Here is a 12,637-nt window from a genome sequence, read left to right on the forward strand (position 1 = left end):
ACGTCGGGTGATCGGCCGGCGACGCGCCGGTGCAGAGGCCGGACCCGAAATGGATGACTGATCCACCGGTCGACCGGAGGGTGGTGCTCAGCAGAGTGGCGTTTCTTGCTTCCCGGTCAGAAGGTCGCGCGATGGGCGGTGTTGTTGAAATCGTTCGTCATGCGTCAAGTTTGATCGTGAACCCGTCGACAGAGATGACCTGCCCGGAAACGAAGCGGGATCTGTCGGAGGCGAGGAAAACGGCGATGTTCGCGATGTCCTCCGGGGCGACGAAGCTGCGCATTGCCGAACAGCCGGTGTAGCTGTCACGGACAGCCTGTTCGCTTTGCCCGGTCGCGGCGGCTTCACGTTGGATGACCCCGTCCATACGCGGACCGTCCACCGAGCCCGGGCAGATCGCGTTGGCGCGGATGCCATGCGGGCCGAGCTCCATAGACAGGGTTTTCGCCAGCCCGATCATGCCCCACTTGGCCGTCACATAGGGTGCGCGGCGGGGAAGGGCGCCGATTCCGGCGGTCGACGAGGTGACGATGATGCTGCCGCTGTTCTGACGGATCATCATCGGCGCCGCATGTTTCGCTGCCAGGAATGCCCCGTCGAGGTTCACGGCCAGGCATTTCTGCCAGTCGTCGAGGGACACGTCCTGAATGGCAGCGGTGGGACCGGAAATCCCGGCGTTGGCGCAAAGCGTATCAAGCCCGCCCCATACATCCAGAATCTCGGCGAACAACGCCTCCATCGCGGGCGCGTCGGAGGCATCGACGCGGCTTTTGCGCCACGCGGCGGGGCAGCTTTCCAACGCGGCCTCGTCCACGTCTGTCACCCAGACCTTCGCGCCTTCGCGCGCCAGCCCTTCGGCCATTGCCCGACCGATGCCAGATGCTCCGGCGGTGATGACGACCCTGTTCTCGGAGAGAAATGGCATTGAGCCCACCTTTTGATTCTGCTTCCGCAAACCCATTAGATCAAAAATAATACTCCACAGTCAATCTTTTTGATGGGATTGTGCAAAAGATCTGGCTTTGGCGACCGGGGTCTATGCGGAAGACCCCGATCCGCCTGATTTACTTGAACCACCAGCGGCTCACCGCATAGCGGCTGTCGAGCGGCGCGGTCGAGACATCGGTTTCGGTGACGCCGATCTGGTCGGACACCGCATCGACCACGTTGTAGAAGGCGGGCATGACGGAGGGGCCGTCCTTGTTGAGAAGGCGTTGCGCCTCGGCAAACAGCTCGGCCCGCTTCGCTTCGTCCTGCTCTGCCCGGGCCTGCGCAACGAGCCTGTCCAGCGTGGCGCTTGCGAAGCCCGACAGGTTCCAGCTGGCATCGCTGCCGTAGGCCAGGGAGATGATCAGCGCTTCGGTCGGGCGACCGGTCCAGAAGCTCGCGCAGAACGGCACCTTGCCCCATACATTGGTCCAGAACCCGTCAGCCGGTTCGCGGCCGACAGACATGTTGATTCCGGCGGCACGGGACGATTCGCTGTAGAGCTGCGCGGCGTCGACGGCGCCTGCGAAAGCGGCCTCACTGGTCGACAGCTTGATATTCAGACCGTCAAGCCCGGCTTCTTTCAGGTGGAACCGGGCGCGGTCCGGATCGTAGGAGTGCTGTTCGATATCCGCGTGGTAGCGGTACGTCGGGCCGATCGGCTGGTCGTTCGCCACCGTGCCATGCCCCGCAAGGATCTTCTCGACGAACTCCTCGCGATCGATCGCGTACTTCAGCGCCAGGCGCACGTTCCGGTCGTCCATCGGCGACATGGTCATCTGTGCGTCGAAAGCGCAGTAGCCGGGGCTGGTGCGCGACAGGACGTTGACACCCGGTGCGCGGGCCAGACGGTTCGCAACGATCGGCGACACCTCGGAAATGGCATGCGCCTCTCCCGACATGATCGAGTTCACGCGCGCCGAGGCATCGTTCACGGCCACCATCTCGACGCTGTCGAACCAGCCGCGGTCAGAGCGGTGGTCGTTCTCGAACTTCTCGACCCGCACGCGCACGCCGGGTTCCAGCTGGACAAGGCGGTAGGGGCCGCAGCCGATGCCCGATTGCCAATCCGACGCACCGTCCTTGGTGGGCAGGATCGACAGCGCGTATTCCGCAAGGTTCGCCGTCCAATCGGCATCGCCTTCGGTCAGGTGGAAGATCACGGTGTTGCCGTCGGCCTCAATGCGGTCGAGATGGCTCATCACCGTTTTGAGGTGCGAAACCGAGCCTTCGGCGATGTGCAGGTTGATCGAGTTCACCACGTCCTCGACCGTCACGGCCTGTCCGTTGTGGAACGTCACGCCGGGCTTGATTGCAACCCGCCACACAGTGGCGTCGTCATTCGCTTCGGCGCTTTCGGCGATGCTGGGGATGATGTCGCCCGTCGAGGTGATCTCGAACAGCGTGTCATGCAGGGTGACGCGCGTGATCGTCATGAAATCGGCATGAACGATCCGCGGATCGAGGTTGTCGCTGGTGCTCGCCTTGCCGATTGCAAAGATCGCATGCCCGCCGCGCCTGGGTTCGGCGGCAGCGGCAGCGGCGGCGGGCATCCACAGCCCGGCGGCCGTGGCCATTCCAAGGGCCGCGCCCCCTTTCAGGACCGAGCGGCGGTTCGGGTTCGCCGGCGCGGGTTCGCGGGTGATTTTCTTTGAGAACGGCATCTGGGGCTCCTCCGTCTGGTTCGGCCGACACTCTTGTCTGCCCGACCGTTTTGGCACCTTATGAAACTATTTTGTACTGTAAAGTTTTTTTATAAGGTCTTAAGTATAGATCGCAGGAGGATCCTGTCATGAGCCAGCCGAACTTCATCGTCATCTGTTCCGACCAGCAACGCTGGGACGCATTGGGCGCCGCAAGCGCGCATGTGGACACACCGAACCTTGACCGTCTCGCTGCGCGCGGAACGCGGTTCAGCACCTGCTATTGCGCCTCGCCCATCTGCGTGTCTTCCCGTGCATCGATAGCGACGGGTTTCGACGTGCACCGGACCCGGTGTTGGAGCAGCGCCCAGCCCTACACCGGGATTCCCGACAGCTGGCACCATGCCCTGCGCGATGCCGGTTATCGGACCGTGTCGGTCGGCAAGCTGCACTATCGCTCGCAAGATGATGACAACGGTTTCGTTGAAGAGATCATGCCGACCCACGTGATCGACGGCAAAGGCTATCCGTTCGTGATGCTGCGCCCCGACGCCAAGAAGATGGACGGAATCGAGGATTTCGTCGACAGCGTCGGCTGGGGCGATTCCGACTACACAAGGCATGACGAGGCCGTGGCGCGACGCGCCGGGGAATGGCTGGCCGCGCATGGCGATGAAGGCCCCTGGTCGATGTTTGTGTCCTTCGTCACGCCACATCACCCGCTGATCGTGCCGGAACGTTTTCGAGACGCCTATCCGCCCGACCGGGTGCCCCTGCCGGATACCTATGTTGCGCCGCCCGACAAGCACCCGAGCGTGCAGGCCCACCCGGCGACTGCCGGTCTGGAGGGGAATCTGCATTACGCCCGGTTCTTTCGGGACGAGGCGCATGTGCGCGAGCTTCGGACCTACTACATGGCCCTCACCAGCTTTCTTGATGAATGTGTCGGTCGGGTGCTGGACAGTCTCGAAGCCGCCGGGAGGCTGGACGACACCATCGTTCTGTTTACCTCGGACCACGGCGAGATGCTGGGTGATCTCGGGCTTTGGACAAAATCCTACATGTACGAAGGATCGGTGCGCGTGCCGCTGATTGCCGCCGGTCCGGGGTTTCCGTCCGGGATTGTCTCCGAAGCGACCTGTTCGCATCTGGATATCCATGCAACGGCGCTGCGTGCGGCGGGCCTTGCGCTGGACGAGACGCGAACCGGTCGGGCGCTGCAGGATGCGGCGGGCTTGGTTGCGCCGGACGACCGCAGCGTCATCTCGGGGTATCACGATTACGGCTCGATCACCGGGACGACAATGCTGCGCTGGAAATCCTGGAAATACGTGCATCACGCGGGTCTTGCGCCGCAGCTCTTCGATCTTGCAGCCGACCCAACCGAGATTCATGACCTCGTGCCCGGCGGGCAGCATCAGCACATCGTTGCGGCTTGCGCCGAGGAGATGCGCCGACACGTGGACCCTGACCTGGCGAGTGCGCAGGCATTCGAGGACCAACATGCGCTCATTGAAGCTCTGGGCGGACGCGAAGCCATCTTGAACGCCGCAGAACTTCCGGCTGTGACCCCCATGGCAAAGGGCTAGGGCGCCTGTTTCGATTAAAAATTGCCCGCAGGAGACTAAAAAATCTTGAAGTAGTTCTTTTTATACTGAACGGTATAATTCAGGCTGTCACGGGCCCTCCGCAGGTGGCCGCCGTGAGTTGAGGAACAGGCCATCCAGCCGGATTTCGGTGGATGGGACAGACAAACTTTAGGAGTGAGCCGTGGATTTCGCCCTGACCCAAGAACAGGAAATGCTTGTCAAAAGCGCGCGCACGTTCGTCGAGGAGGAGCTCTACCCGCACGAGGAACAAGTCGAGCGAACCGATCAGATTTCGCCCGAGGTGCGCGCACAGATCAAGAAGCGTGCTCTCGAGATGGGGTTCTACGCTCCGAACATGCCCGCCGAAGTCGGCGGCGCCGGGCTCGATGCGGTCACGCTGGCCTTGCTGGAGCGTGAACTGGGGCGGGCCAACCTGGGTCTGCAATCCGTCGTCCACCGCCCCAGCAACATCCTGCAGGCGTGCGTGGGCGAGCAGCGCGAGACCTATCTTCTGCCGACCATATCCGGTGAGAAAATCGACTGCTTTGGCCTGACCGAGCCCGAAGCGGGTTCGGATGTCCGTTCGATGAAAACGACGGCGAAAGCCGATGGCGACGATTTCATTCTGAACGGGCGGAAGCACTTCATCAGCCATGCCGATATTGCCGATTTTGCTGTCGTGTTCGCCGCAACCGGTGAAGACGACACCGCGCGCGGGAAGAAGAAGCGCATTACCTGCTTCCTGATCGACCGCGGCACGCCGGGTTTCGAAATCCTCAAGGGTTACGATTCGGTGTCGCACCGGGGCTATCACAACTGCATTCTCGAATTCGACGAGTGCCGCGTGCACAAGTCGCAGATCCTGGGCGAGTTGGACAAGGGTTTTGATGTTGCCGGTGACTGGCTGGGCCCAGAGCGCCTGCGGCTCGCGACAACCAGCGTTGGCCGTGCGCAGCGCGCGATGGAGCTGGCCCTCGACTATGCCGCGACGCGCAAGCAGTTCGGCCAGACGATCGGCAAGTTCCAGGGTATCGGCTTCAAGCTGGCTGACATGCAGACCCGCATCGAAACCGCCGAACTGCTGACGCTTCGCACGGCCTGGAAACAGGATCAGGGCATCGCGCGCGACGAAGACTTCGCCATGGCCAAGGTCTATGCCAGCGAGATGGTCGGCTTTGTCACTGACGAAGCCCTGCAGATCTTCGGCGGCATGGGTCTGATGACCGATCTGCCGCTCGAGCGCATGTGGCGGGATTCGCGTGTCGAGCGTATCTACGACGGCACCAGCGAAATTCAGCGACACATCATTTCCCGCGCCTTGCTGCGCCCGCTTGAAGCACGGTGACGAAGATGGCTGACACCTCCCGTCTCGATCGGTTTCTACGGCCGCGGCAGATCGCCGTCATTGGTGGCCGGTGGTGCGGGCAGGTTGTCCGCCAATGCAAGTTGATGGGCTATTCCGGAGAGATCTGGCCCATCAGCACCTCCAGTGCGGAGATGGCCGGTGTGCCATGCTTCGACAGTCTCGACGATCTGCCCGGGGTGCCCGACGCCGTGTTCATTGGCGTGAATCACACGGCAACGATCGACATCGTGCGCAAGCTGAATGCCATGGGCGTCGGCGGTGCGGTGTGTTTCGCCTCGGGCTATGCAGAGGTGGGCGCCGAGGGCAAGGCGCGCCAGGACGCGCTTGTCGCGGCTGCCGGTGACATGCCGATCCAGGGCCCGAATTGCCTGGGTTTCGTGAACTTCATGGATGGCGTCGCGCTCTGGCCCGACGAGCATGGGGCCGATCCGTCCGAGAGCGGCGTGGCGGTTCTCAGTCAAAGCGGCGCAATCGGATTGAACATGACGATGCAGAAGCGGCACATGCCGCTTTCGTATCTGGTTTCGCTTGGCAATCAGGCGCAGTCCGGGGTCGCCGAGTTTATCGATTCCATGCTGAATGATGAACGGGTGAGCGCCATCGGTCTGCTAATCGAAGGCTTGCCGGATGTGCCGCGCTTTGCTGCCGCGGCCAGTCGCGCGCTTGCCAAAGGTGTGCCCATCGTGGCGCTGAAGACCGGACGGTCGGAAGCGGGCGCGAAGATCGCGGTAAGCCACACCTCGACGCTTGCCGGTGACGACTCGCTCTACGATGCGCTTTTCGCAAGATATGGCATCGCGCGGGTCGACACGCTTCCGGTCTTCGTTGAAACTCTGAAGCTGCTGTCGAAGTCGGGGCCGCTGGCGGGAAATCGCATCGTCTCGATGAGCGTGTCCGGGGGCGAGGCGTCGATGATCGCAGATCTGGCCGAATCCCGTGACCTGGACTTCGCCGAGTTCTCGCCGGAGGATCACGCGCGCATCTCGGCCACCACGCATGAGCTCGTGCATGTCTCGAACCCCTTCGACTATCACACGTTTGACTGGGGCAAGCGCGAGGCACAGGCGAGGACCTTCACGGAAGTCCTGCGTTCAGGCTATGACGCCCGCCTGATGCTGCTTGACTTCCCGCGCTCGGACCGCTGCGCGACCGAAAACTGGACCGCGGCCATTATGGCTTTTGCCGAGGCACACAAAGCCGCGCCCGGTGTCTCGCTGCTGGCTTCGTCACTGCCCGAGAACATGCCACCGGAGGTTAGCCGCCTGGCAGTCGATCTGGGCCTGATCCCGATGTTCGGGTTCGACGAGGCGCTCGCGGCGCTTGATGCGGCGGCCACCATCGGCCGTTTGCAGCGCCAGGCCGCCGCAGGGCGTGGCGCCGAACCGATGCAATCGGTGCCGGTGCTGGCCGGTGACGCCGCGAAGGTCGTCGATGAAGCTGCCAGCAAGCGATTGCTGGCCACTTTCGGATTGCCCGTGCCAGAGGGGCGCCTGGTCGGGCGCGGCGATGTGGTTTCGGCCGCCGAGGACATTGGCTATCCGGTGGTGCTGAAGGCGGCGGGCAGTCACATGACCCACAAGTCCGACCTTGGCGGTGTTGCCCTCGGCCTGGAAGATGCGGAAGCGCTGACCTCGGCAGCCGACGCCATGGCGGGGCTGTCCGATCGCTTCCTTGTGGAGTGCATGCAGCCGAAGCCTCTGGCCGAGCTCATCGTCGGGATCACCCGGGACCCCCAGTTCGGGCTGGTGCTCGTGATCGGGGCGGGGGGCATTCTGGTTGAACTCTTGCAGGATGCGCAATCGCTTCTGTTTCCGGTCAGCCGTCGCGACGTGGCCGAGGCGATATCCGCTTTGAAGGTCTCGAAACTACTCGATGGTTACCGCGGTCAGGCGGCTGCCGACCGCGAGGCGCTGATCGACGCGATCATGGCGGTTGCGCAGTTTGCCGAGGCGCATGCCGACAGCCTGATCGAGCTCGACGTGAATCCGCTGATGGTCTTCGAGGATCGGACCATCGCCGTCGACGCGCTCTTGCGAATGGTCTGACGGGACCAGCCGGCCCGGGGCAGCGTTCACGGTGACCTGCCCCGGACGCGACTGTCAGCATGGCGGCCTTTGCACAGGTCTCCGGAAACGCGTCGGCGGGTCAGAACCTGACGACCTATGTGCAGGACAGCAGGCCCGCCGAGCGGAGTGGCCCGTCGTGAAGGGCATTGCCGGAGGGGGCCGGAAAGAGGCAACCCCGGGGCAATCCGCCCCGGCGTTGCTGTCGGCGGGTCAGTTCAGCTTGGCATTGAAAAGATAGACTTTCTCGTCCGGGCGCGGGCTCCAGTCGAGGCGGTCGCTCACGCCGTAGAAATCCGGCTGGAAGTAGAGGTGCAGCCAGGGACCATCGTCGTAGAACACCTGAAGCATCTCGTCGATCACGGTGCGCTGCTCATCCTCGGTTTCGGCGGCGTTGACATCGGTCCAGCGGTCGAACCAACGGGGGTCGTCCCACTGGGTGTAGTTGGTGCCGGCGTCCACCGACGACAGGTCGGCCATATCGTAGAGCGGGCTCCACAGGGCGCCACCCGAACCAATGAAGTAGAGCGGACCGGCATTGCGTTCGCGGATAAGCGGGATGTAGACCGAGGACCATTCCATCAGGTCAAGCTCGATGTCCAGCCCCACATCGCCAAGGTACTGAGCGATAACCTGGACAACGCTGGCGTCGTTCAGGTAGCGGCCCGGTCCGGCCTGAAAGCGGATCTTGAAGCGCGTGCCATCCTCGCCGCGGGGCCAGCCGGCCTCGTCCAGCATGGCCTCTGCCTTGTCGGGATCATAGGGATAGGGCGAGAGGCTCTTGTTGTCGTTGGGCGGGTTCACGAGGCCGGTCATCCGCTCGCATTCGAAGTTGAGCAGTTGGCGGCAAATCGTCGGAACGTCCACCGCGTATTGCAGCGCGCGCCGGACCATCGGGTCCTGGATTGCATCGCCGCCGGGCTGTTTCGCCATCTCGTCGGACAGGTTGAAGCCGACATACATGCGCCGGGTGCCCTGGATTGCGACAACCTCGGCGCCTTCGCGGGCATTGATCGCGTCCATCTGGTCGGGGGCGAGGTTGGTGATGATGTCGACATTCCCGGCCATCAGTTCCGCGGCACGGGTCGAGGCCTCGGGGATGATCCGCCAGCGAAGGGTTTCAAAGGCCATGTCGGGGTCGACGCGCTCGAGCTCGATATAGGCGCCGGGCGACCATTCGGCGAGGCTGTAGGCCCCCGACCCGATCGGGCTCGTGGCGGCCTGATCGTGGCTCATCGCCTCGTAGCTGTCCTTGCAGTGGATCATGACCTCGGCGATCAGGCCGAAGGCAATGGGGTTCTTTTCCTTGAGGTTGATCTGGACGCGCAGATCGTCCAGCGCCTCGGCGCTGTCGAACTTGATCGACGAGAAGACGAAGCCCGGCGTGTTGCCGGTAAAGCCGTTTTCGGGGTCCCCGGCGCGGTTGAAGGAATAAGCCGCGTCTTCGGCGGTCAAGGCCTCGCCGTCATGGCAGGTCATCCCGTCGCGCAGGGTGTAGATATAGCCAAGACCGTCCTCGGTGACTTCCCGCGACTCCGCAAGGTCCGGGATCTCTTCGCCCTCGGCGCTGATGCTCATCAGCGTGCCGAACACGTGGCGCGCGACGTTGGAATTGTCCCGAGAGGAGATTTGTGCGGGGTCCATGGTGGTGATGTCGGCGCTCAGGCCGACGACGAGGGTTTCGTCATTGGTCTGCGCCATTGCGGCGCTGGTCGCCAGAAGGCCTGCGCTTCCCGTCGCAAGCAAACGTTTCAAGACAGACATGTGGTCATCCTTTCACCTGTTGGTCATGTGATGCCCGACTTTGGCTTTTGATTTCTGTTCTAGTCGGGAGTTTGACCGGCCTGTCTGCCTTTGCGCATCAGGCCGGATGCTAGCCGGTGCCGGCAATCAGCTCCGGGTTGAAGTCTTCCAGATTTCGGGTGTGGATCGAGATCAACTCGACCGCGCGCTCTTCGTCGCCGGCTTCCAGCGCGTCGACGATAGGGGGGTGGTTGGCGGCGATTTCGGTCAGATCGCGCTTGTCGCTGCGTCGCAGGGACATGATCTGGTGGATGCGCAGGTAGAGGTTGCCCCAGGTGGCAAGCAGTAGATCGTGGTCCGACGACTTGATCAGCGACCTGTGAAATGCCTCGTCCGCGGCGATCAGCGCCTCGCGGTCGCCCGCATCGGCGGCTCTCTGCATGGATGTGCAGGCATCCCGCAGGCTGGTGACAGGGGCTTTCTTCTCGATGATCCGCCTTGCGGCCATCACCTCGAAGGTTTCGCGCAGGCTGTAGATTTCCTCAACCTCGCGGGGCGTCAGCGGTTTCACCCGCTTGCCCTTGTAGGCGATGGTTTCGACCAGCCCGTCGTTTTCCAGTATCTGAATGGCTTCGCGGATCGGCGCGCGCGATACGTTCATCTGCTGCGCCAGAGCCGTTTCCACAAGCGGGGTGCCGGGCTTCAGGCGGCCATTCACGATCGCGTCCCGCAGGCGTTTTGCGACAAGCACACGCAACGGTGAGTTTTCGATGGGGGCGATGTCACCCACGGTCGAGGCGTCGTTCAGGGGAGTCGTCTCTGTCATTTCGTGGCCCTCCAGCCAGACGTGGCATTGGCGTTGCAAGCGACCGGTACGCGGCCAGAAGGCCGCCTACGGTGCTTGATCCCCTTATAGCAAGGGCCGTGTCGAAAGTTCCGGCCACCGGAAGATCGTCGACTCGCGGATTGAATACGGTGTGGCTCCATGGCGACACCTTGTCGCCTATCGCTCTGCATTCTGTACGTTGTCGACAATGCGTAGGTGGACAATGGCCAGTATCCCTTGTTGGTGTCAAGTGTTCTTTGACGGCGGGTGTCAAGCGCGTCCGACCGGTGGCGCGGGGAGGCGCGGGTCAGCCCCTGTGGATGCAGGCACTCAGATGGCCGGGGGCGATCTCCTTCAGGGGGGGGACCACGTCGGCGCATTCGCTGGTTGCCATGGGGCAGCGCGTGCGGAACACGCAACCCGAGGGCGGGTTGATCGGAGAGGGGATATCCCCCTTGAGCAATGTCCGTTCGCGACGGCGGCCCGGTATCGGGCGGGGCACCGCGGACATCAGCGCCTCGGTATAGGGGTGGTTCGGGCGGGCATAGAGATCGGCAGCCGGGGCCTTTTCGACCACCTTGCCAAGATACATGACAATCACCTCGTCGCAGAAATGCTCCACCACCGCGAGGTCATGCGCGATAAAGAGCATGGTGAGTTGGAACTCCTGTGTCAGGTCTTGCAGCAGGTTGATCACCTGGGCCTGAATGGACACGTCCAGCGCTGAAACGGGTTCGTCTGCCACGATGAAATCCGGTTCGACGGCCAGCGACCGGGCGATGCCGATTCGCTGGCGCTGCCCACCGGAAAACTCGTGCGGGAACCGGTCGAGGTGGTCTGCGGTCAGGCCGACCTTGTCCATCAGCATCTCGGCGCGGTCGTCACGCTCTGAGGCGCTGCCGATCCTGTGCAGTTTCAGAGGATGGGTGAGGATCTCGCGGACCTTCTCGCGTGGGTTGAGGCTTGCGTAGGGGTCCTGAAAGATGATCTGCATCCGTTTGCGATAGGCGCGCAGTTCGGAGGGCGGCAGCGCCATGATGTCGACGCCGTCCATCCGGACGACACCGGAGGTGGCCTGTTCAAGACGCAACAAGGTGCGCCCGACGGTTGTCTTGCCCGACCCGCTTTCGCCGACGAGGCCGACAACCTTGCCGCGCCCGATGTCGAAGCTGACGCCGTCGACCGCCTTTACCTGAGCCACGACGCGCTGAAGCACGCCGCCGCGAATGTCGAAGAATTTCCTGAGGTCCTGGACCTGTACCAGCGGTTCGGTCATGCGTCGGTCGTTCCTTCAAGTTCCAGTTCGCGCCAGCGCAGGCAGCGCACCAGGTGGCCGGCTTCCGATTCCAAAAGGGGGGCGGTTTCCCGGCAGAGATCCGTCGCAAAGCCGCAACGCGGATGGAAACGGCAGCCCGCCGGAGTGTTGGTCAGCGGCGGGATGGTTCCCGGGATCGCCTCCAGTTTCTGATTTTTCAGCGAGGAGCCGAGCTTTGGGATCGAGTTCATGAGCCCGGCGGTATAGGGCATCCGGGGGCGCCCGAAGATGGTGTGCACATCGCCGGTCTCGATGACCTGACCGCAGTACATCACGACCACGCGATCCGCGACTTCGGCCACCACGCCAAGATCGTGGGTGATGAAGATGATCCCCATCCCCATCCGGTCCTGGAGGTCCATCATCAGGTCCAGCATCTGCGCCTGAATGGTCACATCAAGCGCGGTCGTCGGCTCGTCCGCGATCAGGACACGCGGTTCGCAGGCCAGGGCCATGGCGATCATCGCGCGCTGCCGCATGCCGCCTGACATCTCGTGCGGGAAGTTGTCCACCCGGCGCTTGGGTTCAGGGATGCCGACGAGGTCGAGCATGTCGATGGCGCGCGCCCGTGCCTTGGCCCTCGACAGGTTTTCATGCGCCATCACCGTTTCCGCGATCTGCGCCCCGACGGTGTGGACGGGATTGAGGCTTGTCATCGGTTCCTGGAAGATCATGCCGATCTCCTTGCCTCGGATCTTCCGCATCCCGCGCTCTGGCAGTTGGGTGATGTCGCGCCCGGCAAGCTCTATGCTGCCTGCGGTGATCTGGCCCACGCCCTTGGGCAGAAGCCCCATGATCGACAGGCTCGTCACCGACTTTCCGGACCCGGACTCGCCGACGATCGCGACGGTTTCGCCGGGATTGAGATCAAAACTGACGCCGTCAATGGCCTGAACCGACAGCGCCTTTCCCAGCCTGAAGGTCGTCTGGAGATCGCGCACGCGCAAAAGCGGTGTCTGCGCGGTGGTGGCGTCTTGGCTGATGTCCGCGGGTTCCGGCATCATCGCGCTGTTTCCCGCAACGCGCCAGCCGCTTGCGCCATTGTCAGGCTCTGCAATGCTGTCATTTCTCTCCCCTGTTCCGCATCTCTAGGGTCCGCCGCCTC

The 12,637-nt window shown here is 63.1% G+C and carries 9 protein-coding genes; 3 read left to right on the plus strand and 6 right to left on the minus strand.

Annotated elements, in window-relative coordinates; genetic code table 11:
• Nucleotides 1-157: 157 nt before the first annotated feature.
• Nucleotides 158-925 (minus strand): SDR family oxidoreductase, encoded by a 768-nt coding sequence (locus ACN5KJ_RS16230; protein ID WP_418595026.1) that lies wholly within the window; start codon nt 923-925, stop codon nt 158-160.
• 139 nt (nt 926-1,064) lie between these two features.
• The gene (locus ACN5KJ_RS16235; protein WP_418595027.1) at nt 1,065-2,564 is read right to left on the minus strand and encodes an ABC transporter substrate-binding protein; all 1,500 of its coding nucleotides are present in this window, start codon (nt 2,562-2,564) and stop codon (nt 1,065-1,067) included.
• 215 nt (nt 2,565-2,779) lie between these two features.
• Between ACN5KJ_RS16235 and ACN5KJ_RS16240 the strand changes: the two genes are divergently transcribed.
• The 3 genes from ACN5KJ_RS16240 (at nt 2,780) to ACN5KJ_RS16250 (ending at nt 7,630) form a co-directional block, all read left to right on the plus strand.
• Nucleotides 2,780-4,219, plus strand: coding sequence for a sulfatase-like hydrolase/transferase (locus ACN5KJ_RS16240; protein ID WP_418595028.1), 1,440 nt, complete (start codon nt 2,780-2,782; stop codon nt 4,217-4,219).
• Nucleotides 4,220-4,400: 181 nt separating this feature from the next.
• Nucleotides 4,401-5,564: an acyl-CoA dehydrogenase family protein gene (locus ACN5KJ_RS16245; protein WP_418595029.1), complete on the plus strand. Its 1,164-nt coding sequence runs from the start codon at nt 4,401-4,403 to the stop codon at nt 5,562-5,564.
• 5 nt (nt 5,565-5,569) lie between these two features.
• Nucleotides 5,570-7,630 carry an acetate--CoA ligase family protein gene (locus tag ACN5KJ_RS16250; protein ID WP_418595030.1) on the plus strand — a complete coding sequence of 687 codons (2,061 nt, stop codon included), beginning with the start codon at nt 5,570-5,572 and terminating at the stop codon, nt 7,628-7,630.
• 231 nt (nt 7,631-7,861) lie between these two features.
• On the opposite strand, the gene ACN5KJ_RS16255 is transcribed toward ACN5KJ_RS16250, so the two are convergent.
• From ACN5KJ_RS16255 to ACN5KJ_RS16270, 4 genes are all read right to left on the minus strand, one after another.
• Nucleotides 7,862-9,412, minus strand: a complete 1,551-nt coding sequence (locus tag ACN5KJ_RS16255) for an ABC transporter substrate-binding protein (protein ID WP_418595031.1) — start codon at nt 9,410-9,412, stop codon at nt 7,862-7,864.
• Nucleotides 9,413-9,521: 109 nt separating this feature from the next.
• Nucleotides 9,522-10,217, minus strand: a complete 696-nt coding sequence (locus ACN5KJ_RS16260; RefSeq protein WP_418595032.1) for a GntR family transcriptional regulator — start codon at nt 10,215-10,217, stop codon at nt 9,522-9,524.
• A 307-nt stretch (nt 10,218-10,524) separates the two neighbouring features.
• Nucleotides 10,525-11,493 carry an ABC transporter ATP-binding protein gene (locus tag ACN5KJ_RS16265; protein WP_418595033.1) on the minus strand — a complete coding sequence of 323 codons (969 nt, stop codon included), beginning with the start codon at nt 11,491-11,493 and terminating at the stop codon, nt 10,525-10,527.
• The gene (locus tag ACN5KJ_RS16270; RefSeq protein WP_418595067.1) at nt 11,490-12,533 is read right to left on the minus strand and encodes an ABC transporter ATP-binding protein; all 1,044 of its coding nucleotides are present in this window, start codon (nt 12,531-12,533) and stop codon (nt 11,490-11,492) included. The genes ACN5KJ_RS16265 and ACN5KJ_RS16270 overlap by 4 nt, the downstream gene beginning before the upstream one ends.
• Nucleotides 12,534-12,637: the final 104 nt, after the last annotated feature.

It is taken from the genome of Ponticoccus sp. (in: a-proteobacteria) (assembly GCF_048381735.1).